The 23,705-nt window shown below is 63.5% G+C and carries 23 protein-coding genes; 13 read left to right on the forward strand and 10 right to left on the reverse strand.

The window, feature by feature from the left end; all coding sequences use genetic code 11:
* Positions 1–22 precede the first annotated feature (22 nt).
* The 3 genes from PQQ53_RS24650 to PQQ53_RS24660 all read left to right on the forward strand — a co-directional run bounded on the left by PQQ53_RS24650 (position 23) and on the right by PQQ53_RS24660 (position 2,263).
* On the forward strand, positions 23–1,405 hold the full coding sequence (locus tag PQQ53_RS24650) for an undecaprenyl-phosphate glucose phosphotransferase (RefSeq protein WP_408145468.1): 1,383 nt from the start codon (positions 23–25) through the stop codon (positions 1,403–1,405).
* Positions 1,406–1,594: 189 nt separating this feature from the next.
* Complete coding sequence (locus tag PQQ53_RS24655) at positions 1,595–1,918, forward strand: hypothetical protein (protein ID WP_408145469.1); 324 nt, start codon at positions 1,595–1,597, stop codon at positions 1,916–1,918.
* A 135-nt stretch (positions 1,919–2,053) separates the two neighbouring features.
* On the forward strand, positions 2,054–2,263 hold the full coding sequence (locus PQQ53_RS24660; protein ID WP_175165652.1) for a hypothetical protein: 210 nt from the start codon (positions 2,054–2,056) through the stop codon (positions 2,261–2,263).
* Positions 2,264–2,279: 16 nt separating this feature from the next.
* On the opposite strand, the gene PQQ53_RS24665 is transcribed toward PQQ53_RS24660, so the two are convergent.
* Both PQQ53_RS24665 and PQQ53_RS24670 read right to left on the reverse strand, forming a co-directional pair.
* Complete coding sequence (locus PQQ53_RS24665) at positions 2,280–3,176, reverse strand: DMT family transporter (RefSeq protein ID WP_408326855.1); 897 nt, start codon at positions 3,174–3,176, stop codon at positions 2,280–2,282.
* A gap of 68 nt (positions 3,177–3,244) precedes the next feature.
* Positions 3,245–3,835, reverse strand: coding sequence for a TetR/AcrR family transcriptional regulator (locus PQQ53_RS24670; protein ID WP_408145474.1), 591 nt, complete (start codon positions 3,833–3,835; stop codon positions 3,245–3,247).
* A gap of 201 nt (positions 3,836–4,036) precedes the next feature.
* On the opposite strand from PQQ53_RS24670, the gene PQQ53_RS24675 reads away from it, so the two are divergent.
* Positions 4,037–4,813 (forward strand): SDR family NAD(P)-dependent oxidoreductase, encoded by a 777-nt coding sequence (locus PQQ53_RS24675; RefSeq protein ID WP_408326880.1) that lies wholly within the window; start codon positions 4,037–4,039, stop codon positions 4,811–4,813.
* Between the two features lie 113 nt (positions 4,814–4,926).
* Here PQQ53_RS24675 and PQQ53_RS24680 read toward each other — a convergent pair whose 3' ends face one another.
* Positions 4,927–5,889 (reverse strand): AraC family transcriptional regulator, encoded by a 963-nt coding sequence (locus PQQ53_RS24680; protein WP_408155346.1) that lies wholly within the window; start codon positions 5,887–5,889, stop codon positions 4,927–4,929.
* Between the two features lie 193 nt (positions 5,890–6,082).
* Here PQQ53_RS24680 and PQQ53_RS24685 point away from each other — a divergent pair, with 193 nt between their 5' ends.
* Together PQQ53_RS24685 and PQQ53_RS24690 are read left to right on the forward strand one after the other, a co-directional pair.
* Positions 6,083–7,159 carry a zinc-binding dehydrogenase gene (locus PQQ53_RS24685; protein ID WP_408326858.1) on the forward strand — a complete coding sequence of 359 codons (1,077 nt, stop codon included), beginning with the start codon at positions 6,083–6,085 and terminating at the stop codon, positions 7,157–7,159.
* A gap of 95 nt (positions 7,160–7,254) precedes the next feature.
* A complete protein-coding gene (locus tag PQQ53_RS24690) occupies positions 7,255–8,247 on the forward strand; it encodes an ABC transporter substrate-binding protein (RefSeq protein WP_408155342.1) in 993 nt (330 codons plus the stop codon).
* 74 nt (positions 8,248–8,321) lie between these two features.
* On the opposite strand, the gene PQQ53_RS24695 is transcribed toward PQQ53_RS24690, so the two are convergent.
* From PQQ53_RS24695 to PQQ53_RS24715, 5 genes are all read right to left on the reverse strand, one after another.
* A complete protein-coding gene (locus tag PQQ53_RS24695) occupies positions 8,322–8,720 on the reverse strand; it encodes a hypothetical protein (protein ID WP_408145484.1) in 399 nt (132 codons plus the stop codon).
* Positions 8,721–8,731: 11 nt separating this feature from the next.
* The gene (locus PQQ53_RS24700) at positions 8,732–9,400 is read right to left on the reverse strand and encodes an RraA family protein (protein ID WP_408145486.1); all 669 of its coding nucleotides are present in this window, start codon (positions 9,398–9,400) and stop codon (positions 8,732–8,734) included.
* Positions 9,397–10,437 carry an amidohydrolase family protein gene (locus PQQ53_RS24705; RefSeq protein ID WP_408326861.1) on the reverse strand — a complete coding sequence of 347 codons (1,041 nt, stop codon included), beginning with the start codon at positions 10,435–10,437 and terminating at the stop codon, positions 9,397–9,399. The genes PQQ53_RS24700 and PQQ53_RS24705 overlap by 4 nt, the downstream gene beginning before the upstream one ends.
* A 37-nt stretch (positions 10,438–10,474) precedes the next feature.
* A complete protein-coding gene (locus PQQ53_RS24710) occupies positions 10,475–11,797 on the reverse strand; it encodes an MFS transporter (RefSeq protein WP_408145490.1) in 1,323 nt (440 codons plus the stop codon).
* A gap of 126 nt (positions 11,798–11,923) precedes the next feature.
* On the reverse strand, positions 11,924–12,823 hold the full coding sequence (locus PQQ53_RS24715) for a LysR family transcriptional regulator (RefSeq protein ID WP_408145492.1): 900 nt from the start codon (positions 12,821–12,823) through the stop codon (positions 11,924–11,926).
* A gap of 284 nt (positions 12,824–13,107) precedes the next feature.
* Between PQQ53_RS24715 and PQQ53_RS24720 the strand changes: the two genes are divergently transcribed.
* Complete coding sequence (locus PQQ53_RS24720; RefSeq protein WP_408145494.1) at positions 13,108–14,424, forward strand: MFS transporter; 1,317 nt, start codon at positions 13,108–13,110, stop codon at positions 14,422–14,424.
* 29 nt (positions 14,425–14,453) lie between these two features.
* On the opposite strand, the gene PQQ53_RS24725 is transcribed toward PQQ53_RS24720, so the two are convergent.
* Positions 14,454–15,377: a LysR family transcriptional regulator gene (locus PQQ53_RS24725; RefSeq protein WP_408145496.1), complete on the reverse strand. Its 924-nt coding sequence runs from the start codon at positions 15,375–15,377 to the stop codon at positions 14,454–14,456.
* A gap of 142 nt (positions 15,378–15,519) precedes the next feature.
* On the opposite strand from PQQ53_RS24725, the gene PQQ53_RS24730 reads away from it, so the two are divergent.
* The 4 genes from PQQ53_RS24730 to PQQ53_RS24745 are packed head-to-tail and all read left to right on the forward strand — an operon-like array spanning position 15,520 to position 19,887.
* A complete protein-coding gene (locus PQQ53_RS24730) occupies positions 15,520–16,857 on the forward strand; it encodes an MFS transporter (protein WP_408155339.1) in 1,338 nt (445 codons plus the stop codon).
* A 21-nt stretch (positions 16,858–16,878) separates the two neighbouring features.
* Positions 16,879–18,054 (forward strand): L-rhamnonate dehydratase, encoded by a 1,176-nt coding sequence (locus tag PQQ53_RS24735; RefSeq protein ID WP_408155337.1) that lies wholly within the window; start codon positions 16,879–16,881, stop codon positions 18,052–18,054.
* A gap of 40 nt (positions 18,055–18,094) precedes the next feature.
* Positions 18,095–19,099, forward strand: coding sequence for a 4-hydroxythreonine-4-phosphate dehydrogenase PdxA (locus tag PQQ53_RS24740; protein ID WP_408326863.1), 1,005 nt, complete (start codon positions 18,095–18,097; stop codon positions 19,097–19,099).
* Between the two features lie 59 nt (positions 19,100–19,158).
* Positions 19,159–19,887, forward strand: a complete 729-nt coding sequence (locus PQQ53_RS24745) for a haloacid dehalogenase type II (protein ID WP_408155333.1) — start codon at positions 19,159–19,161, stop codon at positions 19,885–19,887.
* Here PQQ53_RS24745 and PQQ53_RS24750 read toward each other — a convergent pair.
* Positions 19,860–20,900 carry a LacI family DNA-binding transcriptional regulator gene (locus tag PQQ53_RS24750; protein WP_408145506.1) on the reverse strand — a complete coding sequence of 347 codons (1,041 nt, stop codon included), beginning with the start codon at positions 20,898–20,900 and terminating at the stop codon, positions 19,860–19,862. The two genes, PQQ53_RS24745 and PQQ53_RS24750, sit on opposite strands and share 28 nt — an antisense overlap.
* Before the next feature lie 202 nt (positions 20,901–21,102).
* Between PQQ53_RS24750 and PQQ53_RS24755 the strand changes: the two genes are divergently transcribed.
* Both PQQ53_RS24755 and PQQ53_RS24760 read left to right on the forward strand, forming a co-directional pair.
* Positions 21,103–22,242 carry an ABC transporter ATP-binding protein gene (locus tag PQQ53_RS24755; protein WP_408145508.1) on the forward strand — a complete coding sequence of 380 codons (1,140 nt, stop codon included), beginning with the start codon at positions 21,103–21,105 and terminating at the stop codon, positions 22,240–22,242.
* Positions 22,243–22,371: 129 nt separating this feature from the next.
* The gene (locus PQQ53_RS24760; protein ID WP_408145510.1) at positions 22,372–23,625 is read left to right on the forward strand and encodes an ABC transporter substrate-binding protein; all 1,254 of its coding nucleotides are present in this window, start codon (positions 22,372–22,374) and stop codon (positions 23,623–23,625) included.
* Positions 23,626–23,705: the final 80 nt, after the last annotated feature.

The raw sequence follows: 23,705 nt of genomic DNA on the forward strand, positions 1-23,705 counted from the left end.
CGCGTGCTCTTAGGGGGCTGCAATGCGATTGATTACTGGTCTACTGGCAAGATTGTTCGACGTGGCGATGATTCTCTCGGGCGCGATCGTGGCCTCGCAGATCCGTTTCGAAACGGGCTCGCAGCAGAGTTTCTATCTGGCGTTCGTGGCCTTTGCGGCGGCCTTTGCACTCGCGGTATTTCCGGCGCTGGGCGTGTACGAGTCATGGCGCGGCCGCTCCAAGCGTGCGCTCGCGGGGCACGTCGCGCTCGGCTGGCTGCTCGTTCAGGCGTGCGCGATGGTGCTGATGTTCTCGCTGCACCAGATCGACTTCGTGTCGCGTCTCTGGTTCGTGTATTGGACCGGCATTTCGGGTGCGGCGATGATGGCCGGGCGCATGGTGACGCATGCGCTGCTCGGCCGGATGCGCAATGCCGGACTGAATTTGCAGCAGGTTGCGGTTGCCGCGTGCGGAGAGCATTGCGACGAGATCATTCGTAAGATGGAGATGTCGCCTGCCGCCGGTTTTCGCGCCAACGCGTTGTACAACCTGCGTCCGGGCAGCGGCGTCGCGAACGCGTCGCCGGTGAAGGTCTTTGAAGAGCATGCCGCGTTTGCCCGATACGTTCGCGAGCAGAACATCGGCGAAGTCTGGCTGGCGTTGCCGCTGACCGAGGAGCGTTCGATTCTCCGGCTCGTCGACGAATTTCGCAATGACCTGATCAATATCCGGTTCATGCCCGATGTGCGCACACTGGCGCTCTTCGAAGGCAGCATGACCGACCTGCTGGGCCTACCGACGATCAATCTGGCCGCGTCGCCGCTACCGCCCAAGGCAATGGTGCAGAAGGAACTGTTCGACCGTCTCTTTGCGCTAGCGGCGCTGATCGCTGTATCTCCGATTCTGCTCGCCTGTGCGATTGCCGTGAAGCTGAGTTCGCCCGGCCCGGTCTTCTTCAGACAGCGCCGCAAAGGCGCGGACGGGCGGGTCTTCAGCATTTACAAGTTTCGCACCATGCGCCTGCACGAGCAGAAGCCGGGCCTGCTGGAGCAGGCGACACGCGGTGATCCACGCATTACCAGGGTAGGCGGATTCCTTCGCCGCACGAGTCTCGATGAACTGCCGCAATTCTTCAATGTGCTGCGCGGCGATATGTCGGTGGTGGGGCCGCGTCCTCACGCGCTCGAACACGACGATCTCTATCAGCACATCGTGTCCGGCTATATCCATCGGTACCGGATCAAACCCGGCATTACCGGCTGGGCGCAGATCAACGGCTTTCGCGGTGAAACCGATCGCATCGAAAAGATGGAGGGCCGCGTCGCGCACGATTTGTATTACCTGCGCAACTGGTCATTCGCACTGGACGTAAAAATCATTTTCGCGACTGTATTCAAGGGGCTTCATCATCCTAATGCTTACTGATCTTAGATCGAGGCCCCAGTAATACGGTACAGGAAGTTGGGTCATGGGTTCTGAAAAGCAGCGCCCCGGATGGCTCGGGTATAAAAATGGCGGCATATCGGTGGTGTTTTGAGCGGGAATGCCGGAGACGAACAGGGCGTTATCCGCAGCGAGCGGGTCGGCAATCAGGAACCCATACGGAGACAGGACGTGAGCGAACAGTTATGGTGCGTCCATATCGAAGGACTGAACGACTTCATTGCCACCGATTCCCACGAATCGGCGAGGCAGGAGGCAATAGCGATCAATGCGTATATCGACAGGGCCGAGAAAGGTCCCCGTGCGGCGATCCTGCGGGCGGTGGTGATCGAATGGCCGTTCACACCGGCGAGTCATGCGCGCTCGCTCCAGGATGACTGGCACGATTTGCAGAACATGCCGCACAGACAGCCGTCCACGAGTGAACCCGATGGTGTGCTGGGGAGCATTGCACGGCGTGTCAAAGAACTCGTGTCCGTGGCGCGCGGCAAGTAGCGTGAGCCTGTGTGACGGCGGCGCACGTCCTCGCCATGTGTAACGCGGTAATTTTGCGCAACACAACCGTAGTCTGAATGTCGGGCTGCGTGTCTACGATGTCGGCATGTCCTCTATTCACCGACGAGGTAGCCGATGCTGACCCATCACGAAGTCGCGACCCTGCTGCGCCTGAGCGATGCCGAAAGGCGTCTGCAAGAACTCGATGCGGAAGTACTTGCGCTGAGCCGCTATGAGCTGGTCGAGATCGCCTGGCGCGACGACGGCGATATCTCGACACTCAAACTGACAGGACGCGGTCGCGAGCTTGCGCGGCGTTTGAGCAGGGATAGCGACGGCGTCTGAGCAGCCTCAGCCTGTTTCAATCTGCGGCCTGCTTCACCGGCCGCTTACGCCGAAGCGCGAGTGCCACGCCGCTCAGCGTCAACGCCATCGCGGCAGTCTCGCGCCAGCCTAGCGGCTCACCCAGTGCGAGCGCGGCTGCCACGATGCCCATGATCGGCACGAGCAGCATGCCGATGGACGCCACTTCAGGCGGCAAATGGCGCAACGTCGCGAACCACGCCAGATAGCACACGCCCATCGGTACCACGGTCATGTAGATCAGCACGGCCCAGCCCGCGGTGTTGAGCGCCGTGAAGTCCGGATGCTCGATCAGCAATCCCGCAATGACCATCGGCACACATCCGAGTCCGACCTGCCACGCCACCAGCGTAATCGGCGCCACGGGGATCGGTGTGCGCGTAATGACGGTGCCCAGCGCAAACAGCACCGCCGCGAGCAGAGCGAACAGAATGCCGGCGAGCTTGCCGGAGTCGAAAGCGAAACCTTGAGCGCCGAGCAGCACGACGACACCGGCGAGTCCCAAAGCGAGCGACACGAAACCTTCCGCGGACGGCCGCCGCGACAGCACTGGCCACGCGAGCAGCATCGCCCAGATCGGCATCGTATAGACGAGCAACGCGCCTTCGCTCACGCTCAGCCATTTCATCGACAGTGTCGAGAACCCCATCCATGCGAATACGTTGGTGCTGGCCGCGAGCAGTATGCGTGGCAGCAAATGCCGGGGCACGCGCAGGCGTTCGCCGGAACCGAGCGCGATCACCGCGAGCAGCAGCGCCGCCGCCACTCCGGCGACGCCACGGGAGAACAACGGAGGCCACTGTCGTAGCAGTATTTTCATCGCGGGCCAGTTGAGAGCCCAGCCGGTTGCCGTCACCAGAAGGAAAAATACACCGGCCCATCGTGTGGGCTTCATTGGAATAGATTGGATGGTTGCCTGAAAAGACCGTCATGGTAACGCGTGCGAGACGGTGCGCGACGGTTTTACCCGGCGCCGGCGTGACCGCCCTGAGCCACGATCAGGTCGAGCGATGCAGCGAGAATCGATTTCGCGAGTTGCTTGTCGTCCACCGCCCGCGCCAGGGTCACCGCCCCGACGATGGTCGCGACGATGCCAAGCGCCGCGCTCTTGCTTCGACCCGCCAGAGTCTCGGCGATTTGCGCCGTTAGCGCGTGCACGTAGGCTGTCAGCCGCTCGCGAACTTCGGGGCTCGCGTGGCGCGCCTCGCCGGCGAGCGCGCACAACGCGCAGCCGCTGCCGGGGTTCCTGATATGACGCTCGCTGAGGAACGCCTCCGCAATCGCCTGCAACGGCTCTTTCGCGTTGGGCGCGCCCGTTCCGGTGTGCAGCGCCTCGATACGTTTCCTGCTTTGCGCGACCGCGTATTCGAGGGCCTCGACAATCAGCGCGTCGCGTGAATCGAAATGGCCGTAGAACGCGCCATGCGTAAGTCCGGCGCTGCGCATGCAGTCCGCGACGCCGAGCGCGGCGATGCCGTCTTCACGAATTTGCCTCGCCGCCGTTTCCAGAACGCGCTGCCTGCTTTCTGCCTTCTGCGCCTGTGAGTAGCCCATTTTTCCGTTCTCCGACACTTGACAATCTGCATGACGAGCATAATACTGAAAATGTGCATGATGATCAACATGCAGAATGACGGTGAGGAATGTCTCGGATAGTTCGTTTGTCAGCAGCGGCGCGGAGCCGCTTAACCGTTCAAGGCGTCGCCCGGCCGTGCTTTGTGGAGCATTCCGGCGGCGCGCTCAGGGAGAAGGATGATGCGTTTCACAGGAAAGACAGCGTTGGTCACGGGTGGGAATAGCGGCATCGGTTTCGTCACGGCGAAGCTGCTGATTGGCGAAGGCGCGCGCGTGGTGATCACGGGCCGCGACCGGGCCAAAGTCGATCAGGCGGTGTCGGAGTTGGGCGAAAACGCGCTGGGCGTGCAGGCCAATCTGGATGACGAGGCCGCAATCGGCGCGCTGTTCAAACAGATCGAAAGCACGTTTGGTTCATTGGACATCGTGTTCGCCAACGCCGGCATTTCCGGACCCACGCCGCTCGGCGGTACATCGGCCGCGGCGTTCGACGCGATTCTTCGCACGAACCTGACGGCGGTGTTTTTGACGGTGCAGGCGGCGCTTCCGTTGATGAGCGAAGGTGGCTCGATCGTATTGAACGGTTCGGTGATGCGCGAACTCGGTTCGCCGGGCTCGGCCGCTTATTCGGCCACCAAGGCGGGCATCACGGGCATGGCGAAGGTTTTCGCATCCGAACTCGTACAGCGCGGCATCCGTGTGAACACGGTGATTCCGGGCGGCACGCGCACGCCGATCTGGACGCGTGGCGCACGCGAGGGCGCGACGCTCGACGGAACCGAACAGGCGCTCTCACCGCGCATTCCGATGGGCCGTCTTGCGGCGCCGGAAGAAGTGGCGGCGGCGGTGCTGTTTCTTGCGTCGAAGGATGCGTCGGGAATGACCGGCGCCGAGATCGTCGTGGACGGCGGCACGATCGGCGCGCCGTGGGGTGCGCAGATGTATCGCGCGGCCTGAGCGACGCAAGCGAGCGGGTGCCGGAAGCTGACTGGAAACGCAAAAACGGCACCCTGTCACTCACTTTCTATCGGCGCGCCGCCGACGAAGTGCCCGGCGCCGTCCGGCAACCATCACGGCTCGCGGCTGAGCGCGCGAAAGCGGCCGGGGCTCTGCCCGGTCGAGCGCTTGAATGCGATGCTGAACGCAGTATCGGACAAATAACCGATGCGCGACGCGATGTCGGTCAGCGACTCTTCCGAGTGCTTGAGCGCGGAACATGCGATCGTCATCCGCCACTGCGCGAGGTATTCGACGGGCGCGCTGCCCACCTGGCGGCGAAAGCGCGTCGCGAACGCAGTGCGCGACATACCCACTGCGTACGCCAGGCTCTCGACGGTCCAGCGTTCGCCAGGCTGCGCGTGCATCATCGACAACGCGCTGCCGATCTTCGGATCGGCAAGCGCGCCGAGCCAGCCCTGCGGCTGCGGGGTCGACGCCAGATAGGTGCGCAGCACGTGCACGAGCACCAGCGCCGCAAGACTGCTGCGCGCGATGTCCGCACCCGCATGCAGGCCGGTCGTTTCCCATTCGAGCAGATTGAGCACGCGTGACAGCGCCTGCGAACCCAGCTCCGCGGCGCGCAGATGAATCAGCGGCGGCAGATGGCTCAACAGCTTGCCTGTGACGTCGTTTTCGAATGTGAAGCGGCCGCTCGCGATGGTCACGCGTTCGTGATCACGTCGCGTGCCGCCTTCACCATCGCCATTACTTTCACCTTCACCGCGATAACGCACGACGCCGTCCGCGCTGCGAATACTGCGGTAAGTAGCCGGACCATCGAGCGGCGCACGGCCTGGGTCGCTTGCCGAATAAAACGGCTGACCGTCCGTCAGCATGTAGAAGTCGCCGGGTTCGAGCGTCAGCGGCGCCTGGCTGCCTTCGATCCACAGATGAAAGCGGCCGGCCAGCACCCCACCGAACTTGATGCCCTGATACGCGGGGAAGCGGAACGCCCACGCCCCCCTGCCTTCGAACCGGGACGACAGCACGCTGCTCACGCGCAGCATCGAGAGTACGTCGGAAAGCGCATCCATAAATGTACGGTCTAAGAGGAATGAGGGCTTTTCCATTATAGGCACGGAGCTTTTTTGGCGGGATCATAGCGCCATTCACGCGACGAGCCGTGCGGCTTGCGGACATGTTTGCGTTTTCCCCCGCTTATCCACGAGCGGTTTCATGCAGCAACAGGCGAGGCGTGGCAACGCGCATACACGGAGGATCTCTTCGATGAAAGCATGGCAACTCGAACGGCTGGGCGGCGCCCTGAGCCTGAACGACATTCCGGTTCCGCAACCGCGCGCGGGCGGCGTCGTGGTTCGCGTCGAAGCGTCCTCGCTGATGTCGTATATGAAGGCCTACGTGGACGGCAAACTGCCGATCTACCACGTGCCGTCACAGCCGTTCGTCCCGGGTGGCAATGGCGTGGGTGTCGTACATGCGGTGGGTCGCGACGTGTGGCATCTGCGGCCCGGGCAGCGTGTCGTTTTGTCGTCGTATTTCGTCGCGCAGGAAAACGTGCGGGAGCCCGCGCAGGTTTTGCTGGGCGTGACCGCTAACGGCGCGGCGGCAGAGCGCGTGCAGGCCGACTGGCCGGACGGCACGCTGGCCGAATACGCCTCGTATCCGGCCAGCGCGGTGACGCCGGCCGACGACCTGCCGCGTCTGAGTTCCGTGCAGCTCGCGATGACCACCCGCTGCATCGTCCCGTTCGGCGGCCTGTTGCGCGGCCGGCTGGCCGCCGGTGAAACGCTGATCGTGTCCGGCGCGACGGGCGCCTATGGCACCGGCGCCGTGCTGCTTGCCTTGGCGATGGGCGCGAGCCGGATCGTCGCGGTTGGCAGAAATGCGCGGGCGCTCGAGGCGCTTGCGACGCTCGACCGTGCGCGGGTCGTCACGGTCACGGCCACCGGCGACGTGCAGGCCGACGCGCAAGCGCTGCGCGAGGCCACGCACGGCGGTGCGCAGATGGCATTCGACATGGTCGGCAATGCGAGCGATCCCAATCTCACGCTGGCCGCGCTACGCGGTCTCGCGCAAGGCGGCCGGCTGGTTCTGATGGGCAGCATGGCCGTGCCGCTGCCGATTCCCTATACCGAGGTCATGTTGAACGGCTGGGAAATTCTCGGCCAGTTCATGTATCCGCGTGAGTCGTATCGCCGGCTGCTCGACCTGGTTCGCAGCGGGCAGCTCGATCTCACCAGGCTGCATCCGCGTGTCTATCCGCTCGCCGCGCTGCCCGAAGCGATGGAGGCGGCGGCTTGCGCGAGCAGCTTCGAATGCGTGGTTATCGACCACGAGCAATGATATTCACGCGAGCGCTCATATACATATCGCAATCGATTCATTCCCACGACCCGCGACCGCCGCTACGCTTGTCACTCAATCGTCAGCGAGGGCATATGGCCGCATCCGTTTCCCAGTCGTTTTTCCAGCGACGCCGTGCGCTGAAACTGCTCGGCGCAACACCGGCACTCGCCGCGAGCGTGTTTGCTTCACGTGGTGCGCATGCAGCCGGGGGCGCGTCGACCACGCTCGTGCTAGGCGACCAGGCGGGCGGCACGCGCGCGCTCGTCGAAGCCGCCAAGGTGCTCGACGGCGCGCCGTATGCGTATCGCTGGGCCAACTTTCAGGGCGCGGCGCCGCTCTTCGAAGCGCAACGCGCGAACGCCGTCGATCTCGCGCCGGCGGGCGACTTGCCGGTGCTCGCGGCCGCGCTGGGCGATCCCACGTTGAAGATCGTCGCAACGCGTGTGGGCTCGGGCGCGCAACTGGGCATTCTGGTCGCACCGAATTCGAAGATCGCGACGGTGGCGGATCTGAAAGGGCGCACGGTGTTCGTCTCGTCGGCGCGCGGCAGCATTTCGCAGTTCCAGCTCTATGGCGCGCTTGCGGAGGCGGGACTGTCCAGAGACGACGTGACGGTCCGCTTCATTCTGCCTGTGGATGCGTTCGCGGCATTCGCATCGGGATCGATCGAAGCGTGGGCGACGTTCGATCCTTACTACGGCATCGCCGTGCAACGCGGCGCGCGAATTCTGCGCGACGGCACCGGCATCAATAGCGGGCTGGGGTTTATCACGGCCTCGGGCGCAGCGCTCGCGGATGCGGACAAACGCAGGGCGATCGCCGATTTTCTGCTGAGACTGCAACGCGCGGGCGATTGGGCATTGGCCAACCCCGACGCGTACGCACAGATCTACGCGACGCTGACACGCTCGCCTTTCGATGCCGCGAAGCGGATCACGCAGCGCGCGTCGCTGAAGCAGCATTTCGTCACCGACGCCGACATTGCCGCGCTTCAGAAGGTCGCCGACAGCGCGAACCGCGACGCGATTCTGCCGCGCCGTATCGACGTGCGCGCGATTTCCGACACGCATATCGCGAGCGTTTGAGTGGTGCGTCGCTGTATCTGCGCATGACGAACGCCTCGACGCGCAATGCCAAAACGTTCGTCACGCCACGCGCATCACGCCGGAAGCGGCACGTCTTCGATCAACTCCGCCCGCACCGCACGGATTCTGCGATCGACGAAATACCCGCCGCCTTCGACGTAGCGCAGATAAAGCCGCGTACACAACGAGCACTGCCAGAGCGCGCAGCGGTTGTACGGGAAGTAGCGCGGCGCGATCGGCGCATCGGCCGCCCAGTAGGTCGTCTTGCCCGGCAGATACTCGCTGAAGGTCGGCTCGGGATCGTCTTCCGGCAACAGCGTGCCGATTTCCTCGAACTGCGTTTCGTCGAGCGACAGCGGCTGCGATTGCCAGCCGTCCAGCGGCGTTTTCGTGCATGCGCAAGGCGCGGTGGCGCGCGTTTGCGCCGCGCGCGCGAGTTCGAGCAGGGTTGCAGCGGTCAGGTATTGCGCCATGTGGCTCACAGTCAGGGGTTCATCATCCGGTCCCGCTGGGGAGCGACCCACGCGCGGTCGAAACGGCCGTCGGCAATCGACGCCAGCGCAGCCGCTTCCTTCGCATGCTGCCGCCGCGCTCCTTCGATGACCGCGTCGACGTCGGCAGGTGCGATCGCGAGCACGCCGTCTTCGTCGCCGACAATGATATCGCCTGGATGCACGATCATGCCGCCTACCGTGACCGGCACGTTGATTTCGCCCGGCCCGTTCTTGTACGGCCCGCGGTGTGTGACGCCGCGCGCATACACCGGAAAATCGCGCTGACGCAGCGCGCCGACGTCGCGAATCGCGCCGTCGATCACGAGGCCCTGCACGCCGAGACTCTGTGCGAACGTCGCCATGATCTCGCCCATCAGCGCTTGAGTGAGATCACCCGCGCCGTCGATCACGAGCACGTCGCCGGGTCTGCAATATTCGAACGCGCGATGAATCGCGAGGTTGTCGCCGGGCCGCGTATGGACCGTGAGCGCGGTGCCCGCCATCGGCTTCGGCCGATGATACGGCTGCAAGCCGACCGTGCCGCGCGCGCGCGCCATGTTGTCGCTGAGCAGAGAGACTGCCAGTTCGCGCAGTGCGTCGAGTGTGGCCGGTTTGGCCTGCGGCGCGCACTCGTATTCGCGCCATCCAACTGGATTCATACCGTGGCCCTCTGTGCGGCGAATTGACGATCGAGTTGAGGCGTGAGCCGCGCATACACGCGGCGCGCGTTGTCTTCGTAGATGCGTTGCCGGTCCGCGTCGCTAAGCCAGTCGATCGCGTCGATATAGCGGCGCGTGTCGTCGTAGTGGTGGCCGGTGCGCGGATCGATACCTTGCACCGCGCCGATGGTCTCCGAGGCGAACAGGATGTTCTCGACCGGAATGACCTTGGCGAGCAGTTCGGCGCCCGGCTGGTGATAGACGCAGGTGTCGAAGAACACGTTCTTCAGCAGATAATCGTCGAGCAGCGGGCGCTTCATGTCTTGCGCAAGCCCACGATAACGTCCCCAGTGATAGGGCACTGCGCCGCCGCCGTGCGGAATGACGAAGCGCAGCGTGGGGAAGTCCGCGAACAGATCGCCCTGCAGCAATTGCATGAATGCCGAGGTATCGCCGTTGATGTAGTGCGCGCCCGTCGCGTGGAAATTCGGATTGCACGACGACGACACGTGAATCATCGCCGGCACGTCGAGTTCCACCATCGCTTCATAGAGCGGATACCACGAGCGGTCCGTGAGCGGCAGGCCACTCCAGTGGCCGCCGGACGGATCGGGATTCAGATTGCAGCCGATGAAGCCGAGCTGTTCGACACAGCGGCGCAATTCGGCGATGCAGTTGGCGGGCGCCACGCCCGGCGCTTGCGGCAACTGGCACACGCCGATGAAGTTGCGCGGAAACAGTTCGCACACGCGGTGTACGAGGTCGTTGCATTCGCTCGACCAGGTCGCGTTCGCGTCGGCGTCCGCGAGATGATGACCCATGCCCGCGGCGCGCGGCGAAAAGATCGTGAGGTCGGTCCCGCGTTCGCGCTGACTCCGCAACTGGCCGCTTTCGATGCTCTCGCGAATCTCGTCGTCGCTAATCGCGGGACGTGGCGGTGGCGTCATGCCGTCCTTGAGCGCGGCGATCTGTTGCTCGCGCCAGGCTTCGTGCTGTCGGGGAGAGGTCGTGTAGTGACCGTGGCAATCGATGATCATGTGTGCAGTACCCTTTAATGTCGTTGCATGCCGCTACTCAGGCTCGCGGTGCGGCGTCGCCCGTGACCAGCGAGGCGAGTTCGTCTTCGGCCGGCGTGACCCGCATCACCAGCGCGATGATCGTCGCGACCACGAGAAACGCGGCGATCGTCAGCAAGGCGAGCTTGAAGTTGCCGGTCGCGTTGCGTACCAGCCCGATACTCCACGGGCCGACCAGGCCGCCGAACTGCGCGATGGTGTTGATCAGCGCGATCGTCGCCGCACCCGCCGCGCCGGTTCTGAACGAAGACGCGAGACTCCAGAACAGCGGATTGCCCGCATAGATGAAGAGACCGGTCACGCACAGCAGCACATACGCGATCACCGGGCTCGGCGCATACGCGCTGCCGGCAATCGCCAGCGCGCTCATGCCGTAGACGAACGCGAGGTGCTTCTTGCGGTCGCCGGTGCGGTCGGAGCTGCGGCTGATCAGGAAGGTGCCCAATACGCCGAGCAGCGGCGGCGCCGCCGAAAGGAAGCCGACCTCGATATTGCTCAGCTCGCCGAGGCTCTTGACGATCTGCGGCAGCCACAGAAACAGACCGTAAATGCCCACCAGCGCGCAGCCGAACAGAGCAGCGAGACTCCACACGCGGATGTCGCCTGCCACACGCAGCAGCGGAAAATGCCGGTTGCCGCCGACGGCCTCGCGTTCGGCGGCGAGCGTCGATTCGAGCCAGCGTTTTTCATCGGCGGACAGCCAGTTCGCGTCGGCCGGACGCTCGGTCATGATGCGCAGCGTCACGAGGCCCAGCAGCATCGCCGGCACGCCTTCGAGAATGAACATCCATTGCCAGCCTTGCAAACCGAGGATGCCGTCCGCGTACGTCATCAACACGGTCGAAATGGGCCCGCCCAGCACCGCCGAAAACGAGCCGGCGATGATGTAGCCGCCCACCGCCCGTGCCCGATATCGCTCGGGAAACCATTTGGTCAGATAGACCGCGATACCCGGCAGAAAGCCCGCCTCCATCACGCCGAGCAGAAAGCGCAGCACGTAGAAGCTGGTGTCGTTGAAGACGAACGCGGTGGCGGCGGCGACCGCGCCCCACGTCAACAGAATGCGCGCAATCCAGATGCGCGCGCCCACGCGATGCAGAAGCAGATTGCTCGGCACTTCGAGCAGCATGTACCCGACGAAGAAGATACTGCCCGCGAAGCCGAACACAGCGGGACTGAAGCCCAACTGCTTGTTCATGTCCAGCGCGGCGAAACCGATATTGATCCGGTCGAGGTAGTTGATGAACATCATGGCGAAGAGCAGGGGCATCAGGCGCCCGTAGACTTTTCGCATGGTTGCGGTTTCATTGAATGAGGTCATGCCGTCTCCTGCCATGCAGCGACGACCGTGGCCGTCGTTGCGTTTTTGTCATGTTCGCGTCTCAATGATAAGAACGTGACGGCGAGGAGTCCAAGACCGCTTGCTTATGCTTGTATAGATTTTTACTTATAGTGTGCTGTCTTTCAGCGGCGCGGGCAGGCAGGCGAGGAAGGCCCGCAGGTGTGGCGAAGCGTCGTCGGTGCGGAAGGTGGCGGCCAGTGTCGAGCGATACGACGAGCCCGGCCCCGTGAGATGGCGGAACACGACGTCGGTGCGTCCGTGCCGCGCCACCGATTCGCCGATGAACGTCACGCCCAGTCCCGCCGCCACCAGCGCAATCGCCGTCTGGATTTCGTAAGCTTCGTGAGCGACGAGCGGTGTCACGCCCGCATCGCGATAGAGCGACTGCACCGAACGCTTGAACTGCGCGTTCTGATGCTTAGGATAAAGAATCAATGGCGTATCGGCGAGATCGGCGATACGCACGGTCTTGCGCGTGGCCAGCGGATGGCCGGCTTCGAGCGCGACCACGACCCGCTCGCGCAGCAATGAAATGGACGTGCAGCCGTCCACCGTCAGCGGTTGCCGGCCGATGCCGATGTGAATGCGCATGTCGCGCAACGCGTCGGTCTGTTCCTCGGTGAGCATTTCGAAGAGCTTGAGTTCGACTTGTGGGTACGCCTTGTGAAACGCCTTGAGCGCGGGCGGCAGCACGCTGTACATCGATGAGCGCGTGAAGCCGATGCTGAGCCAGCCACGCCGGCCGACGCCGATTTCCTGCGTCGCGAGCGTCGCCTGTTCCAGCGAGCCGAGTATCTGACGCGCCTCGGTACACAGGTAGTGGCCGGCCTCGGTCAGAATCAGCGGACGTCTCGCCCGATCGACGAGTTGCGTGCCGAGCCGTTCTTCGAGTGAGCGGATCTGCTGGCTGAGCGCAGGCTGCGCGATATGCAGGCGCTCGGCGGCGCGGCTGAAATTGAGTTCCTCCGCGAGAATCACGAAGCACTGTAGGGCCCTGAGGTTCATATCGGTGTTCCAGGTCTCCAGAAAGAAAAGGATAGCCGCCCGTGCATCCGCAGGCATTGTGCCTGCAGCCAGCATGCAGGCTGGCAGCACGCGGCGAGCGTCTCAGCGATAACCACCGGTGATCGCAGTATCGAAACAATTCATTGGTCAATTATCGCTGGTGTCCAGATAATGGCCGCACAAAACTGGGCGCCGCGCTCCCTGAGCCGGCTGGACGCATCAGTCAGCCCGAATCCCGAGTCATACGGGGCAACGAGGCGAAATATCCGGAGGAGACACAGACAATGTTGCATCGACCCAAAGTCAGTCGAGCGATTCTCGCGATCATGTGCGCGATGTCGTTCATCATGTATCTCGATCGCGTCAATCTGTCGGCCGCGGCGGGCCTGATCCGCGACGACCTGCATTTGAGCAACACCCACGTGGGTCTCGTTTTCGCGGCATTCGCGTACACGTACACGATCTGCCAGGTGATCGGCGGCTGGGTCAGCGACCGCTTCGGCGCGAAGCTCACGCTCGTCACCTGCGCGAGCATCTGGATCGTCGCGACGGTCGCCACCGGGCTCGCGGGCGGTATCGTCTCGCTGTTCTGTGCGCGCATGCTGCTCGGCATCGGCGAAGGCGCGGCGTTGCCGGCGCAGGCGCGTGCATTGACCAACTGGTTCCCCTCCAGCAAGCGCGGTTTCGTGCAAGGGCTGACTCATTCGTTCTCGCGGCTCGGCAATGCCATCACGCCGCCCTTCGTCGCGTTGCTGGTCGCGTATTCGTCGTGGCGTGCGTCGTTTTTCGTGGTCGGTGCGTTGACGTTCGTGTGGGTCGTGGTCTACGCATGGTATTTCACCGACAACCCGCGCAAGCACCGCCACATGACGCCGCAGGAAGAAGCGGAATTGCCGCCGGCGGGCAAGGTAGTGGTCGAGAAAACGCGCGAGCCCACACCGTGGCGGCGTCTTCTCAAACGCATCGGGCCGACCATGCTCGTGTACTTCTGCTATGGATGGACCGGCTGGCTCTTCTTCACGTGGCTGCCGACCTTCTTCATGCACGGCCGCGGTCTCGATCTGAAAAGCTCGGCGATGTTTTCGGCCGGCGTGTTTCTGTCGGGCGTGGTCGGCAACACGGCGGGCGGTGTGATCAGCGACCGCGTGCTGAAGCGCACGCGCAATGTCGTCGCGGCGCGGCGCAACGTGATCATCGGCGCATTCCTCGGTGCGCTGGTGTTCCTCGCACCGGTCATGGTGGTGAAGTCCTTGCCGGTGATGGCGGCTTGCATGAGCCTGTCGTTCTTCTTCCTCGAAATGACGATCGGACCGGTGTGGGCCGTGCCGATGGACATCACGCCGAAACACGTCGGCGTCGCGAGCGGGCTGGTGAATGCGGGTTCGGCGGTAGCGGGGATTTTCACGCCGATCGTGTTCGGCCTCGTGGTGGATCGCACGGGAAGCTGGACGCTGCCGTTTGCCGGCTCGCTCGGGCTGCTCGCCGTGGGAATCGTCGCGACGTTCTTCATGCGGCCGGATATTCCACTCGACACGGTAAGCGCTTCCGACGATCTTGCGAATCGCGGCGAACTCGAATTCGCCGGGCGTTCAGAGCGTTGAACCGCCGACCGGATGCACTGAAACGCCGCTCACGCCGCTCGAATCGAGTCGATTACCAGTTGCGTGGCCGGCGTGATGCGCCGGTTCTTGCGCAGAATCAAACCATAGGGCGCGAGCCGTCCGCGCAGCGGCGTAGCCACGGCGGCAATCGCATCGAGTTCGACGTAGTACTGCGCGACCGAACTGGGCAGTACCGCGAGCATGTCCGAGTCGCGCAGCAACGAGAGCGTGGTCAGAATCGACGACGTCTCGACCGTGCTGACCGGCGGCGCGACCCGCGACTCGCGGAAGGTCTGGTCGATCACTTGCCGCATCGGACTCGGGTGCGGCTGAATGATCCACGGATAGCGTGCGAGCTCCGCGAGCTTCGGGCGCACGGTCGCGAGCGCAGCCGGATGATCGGGGCGCACGACGATCGACAACGCCTCTTCCGACAAGGTCTCGAAGCTCAGGTCCAGCGCCGGAAAGCCATCGGGGATCCGTCCGATCACGATATCCAGCTGGTCCTGCTGCAACGATTGCACGAGCACGTCGCTGGTGTCGATCGTCACCGCCATCTGCAGACGCGGATGCGCTTCCTTCAGCTTGACGATGGTATGCGTCAACAATTCGGGCGAGGGCGCCATCACCGCGCCGATGCGCACCTTGCCGATGTCGCCCGCCTCGATGGCGGCCAGTTCCTCGCGCAACTCGTCGAGATCTTCGAACACCACGCGCGCATAACGCATCACGGCCTCGCCGAAGACCGTCGGCTCCATGCCGCGCGCATGCCGCACGAACAGCGATACGCCGATCGTGTCTTCGAGTTCCTGTAAGGCTTTGGTGGCCGCGGGCTGGGTCATGGCCAGTTCGTCGGCGGCACGCCGCAATGATTCGGTCTCCGAGAGTGCGACCATCAATTGCAGATGACGCAGACGCAGACGTTTGCGAATGGCGGAGGCGGGCGCGATCATGTGAGCGATAACTCCAGGGAATCAGCTGATTCGATTTATTCAATGGTCAGTTATTGGATAGTTTCGCACACTAGCGGCTATCGAACGACTCGCGGCTTACACTGACAAGCCGGGTCGATAAATAAATTCAAGGAGACGAAGCATGATGACGACCGCCAGCGCGGCGCTCGACAGCGCGATTGTGAAAGCGCGCACGAGGCTGCTGCCCTTTCTGATCCTGATGTACGTGCTGGCCTTTATCGATCGCGCGAACGTCGGCTTCGCGAAGAATGTGCTGCAGGCCGACACGGGTTTGAGCGACGCGGCCTTCGCGTTCGGCGCGGGCATCTTCTTCATCGGTTACGCCGTATTCGAGGTGCCGAGCAATCTGCTGATGTACCGCTTCGGCGCGCGCGTCTGGATGAGCCGCATCATGGTGACATGGGGCATCGTGTCCGCGTGTACCGCACTGGTCCACGACGCAACCAGTTTCTATGTGCTGCGCACGCTGCTCGGCATCGCGGAGGCGGGTTTCTTCCCCGGCATCATTCTGTTCCTGTCCAACTGGTTTCCCGCGAAAATCCGTTCGCAGACGATGGGCATGTTCTATTTCGGCTTCCCGCTCGCGTTGCTGCTCGGCAGTCCGCTCTCGGGTCTGCTGCTCGACTCGGGCAATCCGTTCGGTCTGCTGCCGTGGCAATGGCTGTTCGTTGTCGAAGGCCTCGCGGCGTCGGTGGTGGGCGTCGTCGCGTATTTCTATCTGACCGACCGGCCCTCGAAAGCCGCCTGGCTCGATGCATCACAACGTGATGCGCTGGACCGCGCCCTGCGCGAAGAAGACGAGCGCAAGCTCGCGCATGGTCCGGCTTCGGTGCTCGCCGCGTTGCGCGACTCGCGCGTGCTGTTCTGTGCATTGATCTATTTCGCGGTTCAGATGAGCGTCTATGGCGTGGTGTTCTATCTGCCGACGCGCATCGCCGGACTCACGGGTGGTCATGTCGGCACCAAGGTCGGCTTGCTGACCGCCATTCCGTGGATCGCGGCGATCGTCGGCACTTTCTGTGTGACGCGCATGGCCGATCGCCACGGCCATCACCGGACCTGGGCGGCGGCCATGCTCGCACTCGCGGCGCTTGGCATCGGCGCATCCGCGCTCACCTCGTCCGTTGTGCTGGCGCTCGGGGCATTCTGCGTCGCGGCGATCGGCTTCGTTTCCGTGCAACCGCTGTTCTGGACCTTGCCGACCGGCTATCTCGGCGGCGCCGCAGCCGCGGGCGGCATCGCGCTCATCAATTCGATCGGCAACCTCGGCGGTTTCGTCGCGCCCAATCTGAAAGGCCTCGCCGAACACTGGGCCGGCTCGCCGCAAGCCGGGATGCTGTCGCTGTCGGCGGTCGGTCTGATCGGCGCGGCGTTGCTGCTCACGTTCCGGCGCGCGCCGCGCCCGTCCGCATCCGTCTCCCATCATCCCGTACCGCTCGGCGAACGCCAGGGCCATTAACTCTTTCGAGGAATCATCGACATGAAAATCAAGCACATCCGCACGCGCGTCTTTGAATGGAAAGGCAAGGTCGTGCCGCCTCAGGCGCATTTCTGCACGAACGCGGTGGACATTCTCTACGAGCGCGGCGATGCGATGGGTTCGTTCCGCTTCCACGGCTGGCTGGTGGTGGAAATCGAATGCGACGACGGCACGGTCGGCATTGGCAATTGCGCGCTCGCGCCGCGCGTCGCCAAGCAGATCATCGACGAATACCTCGCGCCGATCGCGATCGGCGAGGACCCGTTCGATAACGAGTACATCTGGCAGAAGATGTATCGCCGCACGCTCGCGTGGGGCCGCAAAGGCATCGGCATGGCGGCGATTTCCGCCGTCGACATCGCGCTGTGGGACATCATGGGCAAGGCGGTCAGGAAGCCGGTGTTCAAGCTGCTCGGCGGGCGCACCAAGGAGAAGATCTGGTGCTACGCGTCGAAGCTCTACAACAACGACGACCGCGACGCGTTTCTCGGCGAAGCGCAGGGCTACCTCGAAGACGGCTTCACCGCAATGAAGATGCGCTTCGGCTATGGTCCGAAAGACGGCCCGAAGGGGATGGCGAAAAACATCGAACAGGTGCGGCTGTTGCGTGAGCTGGCCGGCGACGAGGTCGACATCATGCTCGAATGCTACATGGGCTGGACGCTCGAGTACGCGCGGCGCATGCTGCCGCGTCTCGCCGAGTTCAATCCGCGCTGGATCGAAGAACCGGTGATCGGCGACGACGTCGAGGGCTATCAGGAACTGAAGAAGATGAACATCATTCCCGTGTCCGGCGGCGAGCATGAGTTCACCAGCTACGGCTTCAAGGATCTGCTCGAACGACGCGCGGTCGACGTGATCCAGTACGACACGAACCGTGTGGGCGGCATCACCGCGGCGCGCAAGATCAACGCGATGGCCGAAGCGTGGTCGGTGCCGGTGATTCCGCACGCGGGGCAGATGCACAACTATCACCTGACGATGGCGAGCACCGCGAGCCCGATGTCCGAGTTCTTCCCGGTGTTCGACGTGGAAGTCGGCAACGAACTGTTCTACTACATCTTCGAAGGCGAGCCGCGTCCAGAGAAAGGCTACCTGCAGCTTTCCGACGACACGCCGGGCCTCGGCATCACGTTGAGCGACAAACATCTTTCGGATTTCAATATCATCGAGTAAGACGGCTTGCCGGCTCGACAAAAGGAACAGGATAAGCAACATGAAACCACGCATTGCAGTGCTGCTCGGCGACCCCGCCGGCATCGGTCCCGAACTGATCGCGCGTTTGCTCGCGCAGGCCGGCAACCGTGCGCGCGCCGAGCTGCTGATCATCGGCGACCGGCGCGAGCTGGAGACCGGCATGCAGATCGCGGATCAGCGCTTCGAGTACGAGGTTGTGGACCACGCGGACGCCGCGTTCCGGCACGTGGGCGTGCCGTCGCTGCTCGACTTCCGCTTGCCGGACGACCTGCCTTATGAGCGCGCGGTGTCCACCGGGCGCGGCGGCCGCTACAGCCTGGAAGCATTCGCGCAAGCGCTTGCGCTCACGCAGAACAACGTCACGCAAGGCATGCTGTTTGCGCCGGTCAACAAAACCTCGTTGCATATGGCCGGCATGGAAACCGGCGACGAGATGGAATGGTTTGCACGGCAACTCGGCTACACGGGCAGCTTCTGTGAGTTCAACGTGCTCGATGAACTGTGGACGTCACGCGTCACATCGCATATCGCGCTCAAGGACGTCAGCGAGAAACTGTCGGAACAGCGGATCGTCGGCGCGGTACAGTTGATTCACGACGGCCTGAAACGCGCCGGCAACCCGGCGCCACGCATCGCGGTGTGCGGCTTCAATCCGCACAATGGCGATAACGGTGCGTTCGGACGCGAGGAGATCGATGTGATCGCGCCGGCAGTGGAAGCGGCGCGCAAGCTCGGCTATGACGCGCAGGGACCGTTCCCCGCCGACACGATCTTCGTACGGGCGCGCGACCAGAAGGCGTTCGACGGCGTGGTCACGATGTATCATGATCAAGGCCAGATTGCGATGAAGCTGATGGGCTTCTGGCGCGGCGTCACCGTGCACGGCGGCTTGCCGGTTCCAATCGCGACGCCCGCGCACGGCACCGCGTTCGACATACACGGCCGGGGCAAGGCCGATGTCGGCGCGACGCAGAAGGCCTTCGACATCGTCACGCGGATGGCAATGGACCGCGTGGACCGATGAGCGCATGATGGGCGGGATCGACGCGCAGCGCGTGCCCTTCATCCGATGAGGAAACCCCTATGCAACTGACCGACTTCGATACGCTGACCTTCGACTGCTACGGAACGTTGATCGACTGGGAGACCGGCATCTTCGAAGGCTTGCGGCCGTTGCTGGAGCGCGTCGAGCCCCAACTCACGCGCGACCAGGTGCTCGAAGCGCACGCGCGGCATGAGTCGTCGCAGCAGAAGTACACGCCCGCGCGGCGCTATCAGGAACTGCTGCCGATCGTCTACAAGCGTCTCGCCGAGGAATGGCGCGTGCCCTACACGCTCGCCGACTGTGTCGCGTACGGCAAGTCGATCCGCAACTGGCCTGCGTTCGACGATTCGGCTGCGGCGTTGCAGTACCTGAAGCAGCACTACAAGCTCGTCATTCTGTCGAACGTCGACAACGAGAGCTTCACCTACAGCAACGCAAAACTGCAGGTCGAATTCGACGCGATCATCACCGCCGAAGACGTCGGGTCATACAAGCCGTCGCCGCGCAATTTCGAATACATGCTGGAAAAACTCGGCGAGCGGGGCATCGGCAAAGACAAAATCTTGCACACGGCCGAGAGCCTGTTTCACGATCACCAGCCCGCCAATGAATTCGGTCTGGCGTCATGCTGGATTTATCGCCGGCACGCGAAGCAGGGCTTCGGCGCGACGATGAACCCGGGTTCGCCGCCGAAGGTCGACTTCCGCTTCAACAGCATGGCCGAGCTCGTGAAAGCGCATCAGGAGGCAGTGCGGCAGAAACTCTGATTGGCCCGCCGTGGTCCCGTCGATGCCCGCACCACCAGTTCCGGCAACGGCGCGAGCACCATCGACGGTTGCTGCTCGGGCGCCTGAATCAGGCGGATCAGACTGTCGATCGACAACTCCGCGATCGCCGCCGTCTGGATCGCGACCGTGGTCAGGGCAGGGTGCACCTGATGCGCGAGTTGAATGTCGGTGATGCCGATCACCGACACGTCGTCCGGCACCGCGCGGCCGAGCGTGATCAACGCCTGCGCCGCGCCGATCGCGAGCAGGTCGTTGGTCGCGAAAATCGCGCTCAGGTGCGGACGGTTCGCCATCAACTGCATGCAGGCGGCGTAGCCCGCATCGATCGAGTCGCGGATCTGCAGCACCGCGGCGGCATCCGCCTCGATGCCGGCCGCGCGCATCGCCGCGCGAAAGCCGTTCGAGCGCGCATCCTGCAAGCCGCCGCAACCGTCGCCGATCAACAGGCCGATCTCGCGATGGCCGAGTTCGAGCAGATGCCGCGCGGCCAGTTCGCCCGCATGCGCGAAATCCACCGCGATGCACGGCAGCGCGGGCGGCGACTCCGGGTGCTCCCACATCGCCAGCAGAATCGGCGCGCTGTGCATGGCCGACGCACAGAGATCGTTGATCGTGATGTCGGTGTTCATCACGAGCACGCCGTCGGCCAACGTGCCCGCGATCTGGTTCAGATACGCGCGGCCGATCTCGGCGTCGTCGTCGGTATTGCAGACCATCAGGAAGTGGCCGGTCTTGCGCGCGGCGCGCTCGGCGGCCAACACGAACTCCGGGTAGAACGGGTTCGAGATGTTCGACAGCATCAGCGCGAGCGTCGACGAGCGGCCCTCGGCCAACGCGCGTGCGTTCAGGTTGGGCCGGTAGCCGAGATCGGCGATGGCCTTCAGCACGCGCTCGGCCGTTTCAGGCCGGACCTTCTCGCGATTGCGCAGCACGTTGGAGACGGTGGCGGCGGTGACGTGCGCGCGCTTTGCCACTTCGGACAGCGTGACCATGGTGGTTTATCCCATATTCAGGGAATGCGATTCAAATGTTGCAAGCATTCTGCGACATTGCTAAGTTTCTGGAAAACACACGGAGACACCCGCCATGACTTTTTCCCTCGAACTCAAATTTAAGCGATTAAATGCCCGTCGCACAAGCGTTGGACGCTAATTTTTTTGTAAAATTTAAGCGGTTAAATCCAACGGAGACAGCATGGCGAGCATTCGTTTGACGGACGTGCAGAAATCATACGGCGACCATCCGCCGGTGATCCGGCGCGTCAATCTGGAGATCGCGCAGCACGAGTTCTGCGTCTTCCTCGGCCCTTCGGGATGCGGCAAGTCGACCCTGCTGCGGATGATCGCCGGTCTTGAAGACCTGAGCGAAGGCGAGTTGCACATCGGCGAGCGTCTCGTGAACGACGTGCCCTCCGCGCAGCGCGGCGTCGCGATGGTGTTCCAGAGCTACGCGTTGTTCCCGCACATGACCGTGTTCGACAACATGGCGTTCGGCCTGAAGCTCGCGAAGCAGCCCAAGGAGGTGATCGAGCGCAAGGTGCGCGAAGCCGCGCGCATTCTGCAGCTGGACAGCTTGCTGGAGCGTTACCCGAAAGCGCTCTCGGGCGGGCAGCGCCAGCGTGTTGCGATCGGCCGGGCCATCGTGCGTGAGCCGGGCGTTTTTCTGTTCGACGAACCGCTGTCCAATCTCGACGCCGCATTGCGCGGCCAGACGCGGGTCGAAATCGCGCGTCTGCATCAGCGTTTTGCAAATGCGAGCGTGGTCTACGTGACCCACGATCAGGTCGAAGCGATGACGCTCGCCGACCGCATCGTGCTGCTGCACGCCGGCGCGGACGCCGAGCGCTTCGGCAGCATCGCCCAGACCGGCGCGCCGCTCGAGCTGTATCACCACCCGAAGTCGCGCTTCGTGGCGGGGTTCATCGGCTCGCCGCGCATGAACTTCATCGACGCGACGGTCGATGCGATCGAGCCGGGCAGCGTGACGGTGTCGCTCGCGCAAAGCGGCGAAAAGCTGATCGCACACGTGGACGGCCAGCGTTTGCAGCGCGGCCAGCCGGTCACGCTCGGCGTGCGGCCGGAGCATTTGCGGCTCGACGGCGACGAGCAGTTCGTTCAATGCACGACGGTGCTCTCGGAACGGCTCGGCGAGCACAGCTACATTCACGCGGATCACGCGACAGGCACGCTGATCGCAAAGGCGGCCGGCGACACGCCGATCGGCTCCGGCGAGCGCATCCGCATTCATGTTCCGCCGTCCGCGTGCCATCTGTTCGACGCAGAGGGAATCGCATTGCGGCGTAGCGCCTTCGAACCCGAGCGCATTGCCGCCTGAACCGAGGTAATCAGGATACCGAAACCCGATGAAGCCGCCGGGTTCACCCAGCCGAATTCCGCCACAGAGCGGGTTACTTCGCTGACAGCCATCCGCTGTCAGTCAACAAGGTAGTTAAGGAGACACAAGATGATTGCTCTTCGCCTTCGCCGTCTTGCCCAGATGTCGATTGCCGCCGCCCTGGTGGCCGGCGCGTTAGCCAGCGTCACGGCCGACGCTGCCACGCTCAACGTCAATGTATCGGCGCGCGGCAACCAGCGCTCCACGTGGCAGGACGCGTTCGACAAGTTCAAGAAAGCCAATCCCGACGTCGATCTCAAGGTGACCTACATCACCGAAGAGGCGTACAAGGTGCAGATGGGTGGCTGGCTCGCCACCGATCCGCCTGATGTCGTGTCGTGGCACGACGGCGAACGGATGGCCTATTACGCGCAACGCGGCCTGCTCGAAGACCTGTCGTCGGACTGGAGCAAGAACGGCTGGTCGCAACAGTATGCGTCGGTCAAGGAAGCGTCCACGTACAAGGGCAAGCAGTACGCCGCGCCGCTCGGCTACGACGCGTACGGCTTCTTCTATCGCAAGGATCTGTTCGAGAAGGCCGGCATCAGGAGCGAGCCGAAAACGTGGGACGAATTTCTCGAGGCGAACAAGAAGCTGAAGGCGATCGGCGTGGCGCCGATCGCGGTGGCCGCACGCGACAGCTGGACGCTCGCCGCGTGGTTCGACTATCTGAACTTGCGCATCAACGGCAACGAGTTCCATCAGAAGCTGATGGCCGGGGAGATTCCGTACACCGACCCGCGCGTGAAGAAGGTCTACACGACGTGGAAGACGCTGATCGACGATCATTACTTCATCGACAACGCGCTCTCCTACGATCTCGATTCGATCGCGCCGTTCCTCACGAGCGGCAAGGCGTCGATGATGCTGATGGGCACGTTCTTCTCGGCGGGCCTGCCGCCGTCGATCAAGCCGCAAATCGGCTTCTTCCGCTTCCCGGTGATCGACGCCAACGTGCCGATGGCCGAGGACGGCCCAGTGAACGTGCTGCTGATTCCCGCCAAGGCGAAGAACAAGGCCGACGCGCGCAAGCTGCTTGCATTCATGGAGCAGCCGCAGATCAACGCCGAACTCGCGAAGGGCTGGGGTCAACTGCCGTCGAACAGCCAGGCCGCCGAGCCTGAGGACGCGATCTCGAAGGTCGGCTTCCAGACACTCGCGAATACGAAGGGCGGCATCGCGCAGTTCTACGACCGCGACATGCAGAAGGAAATGGCCGACGAAGGCATGAAGGCCATGCAGCAGTTCTACAGCGATCCGTCGCAACTCGACGCCGTGCTCGCGCGCCTCGAAGCGACCAGGAAGCGCATCTACCAGAAGTAAGTCCCGCAGCGCCGGGGGGGGGGCCCCCCCCCCGCGCCCCGCCCCCAGTGACCCGCGCGGGGGTCACGATTAGGGTGGTG

Source organism: Paraburkholderia strydomiana (assembly GCF_046030495.1).
Taxonomy (GTDB): Bacteria; Pseudomonadota; Gammaproteobacteria; order Burkholderiales; family Burkholderiaceae; genus Paraburkholderia; species Paraburkholderia strydomiana_A.

Excerpts from the sequence above, each read along its gene's own strand:
- PQQ53_RS24760 (WP_408145510.1), top strand. The coding sequence starts at position 22,372 with ATGATTGCTCTTCGCCTTCGCCGTCTTGCCCAGATGTCGATTGCCGCC.
- PQQ53_RS24715 (WP_408145492.1), bottom strand. The coding sequence starts at position 12,823 with ATGAACCTCAGGGCCCTACAGTGCTTCGTGATTCTCGCGGAGGAACTC.
- PQQ53_RS24700 (WP_408145486.1), bottom strand. The coding sequence starts at position 9,400 with ATGAATCCAGTTGGATGGCGCGAATACGAGTGCGCGCCGCAGGCCAAA.
- PQQ53_RS24755 (WP_408145508.1), top strand. The coding sequence starts at position 21,103 with ATGGCGAGCATTCGTTTGACGGACGTGCAGAAATCATACGGCGACCAT.
- PQQ53_RS24750 (WP_408145506.1), bottom strand. The coding sequence starts at position 20,900 with ATGGTCACGCTGTCCGAAGTGGCAAAGCGCGCGCACGTCACCGCCGCC.
- PQQ53_RS24720 (WP_408145494.1), top strand. The coding sequence starts at position 13,108 with ATGTTGCATCGACCCAAAGTCAGTCGAGCGATTCTCGCGATCATGTGC.
- PQQ53_RS24710 (WP_408145490.1), bottom strand. The coding sequence starts at position 11,797 with ATGACCTCATTCAATGAAACCGCAACCATGCGAAAAGTCTACGGGCGC.
- PQQ53_RS24675 (WP_408326880.1), top strand. The coding sequence starts at position 4,037 with ATGCGTTTCACAGGAAAGACAGCGTTGGTCACGGGTGGGAATAGCGGC.
- PQQ53_RS24705 (WP_408326861.1), bottom strand. The coding sequence starts at position 10,437 with ATGATCATCGATTGCCACGGTCACTACACGACCTCTCCCCGACAGCAC.
- PQQ53_RS24730 (WP_408155339.1), top strand. The coding sequence starts at position 15,520 with ATGATGACGACCGCCAGCGCGGCGCTCGACAGCGCGATTGTGAAAGCG.
- PQQ53_RS24665 (WP_408326855.1), bottom strand. The coding sequence starts at position 3,176 with ATGAAGCCCACACGATGGGCCGGTGTATTTTTCCTTCTGGTGACGGCA.
- PQQ53_RS24725 (WP_408145496.1), bottom strand. The coding sequence starts at position 15,377 with ATGATCGCGCCCGCCTCCGCCATTCGCAAACGTCTGCGTCTGCGTCAT.
- PQQ53_RS24695 (WP_408145484.1), bottom strand. The coding sequence starts at position 8,720 with ATGGCGCAATACCTGACCGCTGCAACCCTGCTCGAACTCGCGCGCGCG.
- PQQ53_RS24670 (WP_408145474.1), bottom strand. The coding sequence starts at position 3,835 with ATGGGCTACTCACAGGCGCAGAAGGCAGAAAGCAGGCAGCGCGTTCTG.
- PQQ53_RS24745 (WP_408155333.1), top strand. The coding sequence starts at position 19,159 with ATGCAACTGACCGACTTCGATACGCTGACCTTCGACTGCTACGGAACG.
- PQQ53_RS24735 (WP_408155337.1), top strand. The coding sequence starts at position 16,879 with ATGAAAATCAAGCACATCCGCACGCGCGTCTTTGAATGGAAAGGCAAG.
- PQQ53_RS24740 (WP_408326863.1), top strand. The coding sequence starts at position 18,095 with ATGAAACCACGCATTGCAGTGCTGCTCGGCGACCCCGCCGGCATCGGT.
- PQQ53_RS24660 (WP_175165652.1), top strand. The coding sequence starts at position 2,054 with ATGCTGACCCATCACGAAGTCGCGACCCTGCTGCGCCTGAGCGATGCC.
- PQQ53_RS24650 (WP_408145468.1), top strand. The coding sequence starts at position 23 with ATGCGATTGATTACTGGTCTACTGGCAAGATTGTTCGACGTGGCGATG.
- PQQ53_RS24685 (WP_408326858.1), top strand. The coding sequence starts at position 6,083 with ATGAAAGCATGGCAACTCGAACGGCTGGGCGGCGCCCTGAGCCTGAAC.
- PQQ53_RS24680 (WP_408155346.1), bottom strand. The coding sequence starts at position 5,889 with ATGGATGCGCTTTCCGACGTACTCTCGATGCTGCGCGTGAGCAGCGTG.
- PQQ53_RS24690 (WP_408155342.1), top strand. The coding sequence starts at position 7,255 with ATGGCCGCATCCGTTTCCCAGTCGTTTTTCCAGCGACGCCGTGCGCTG.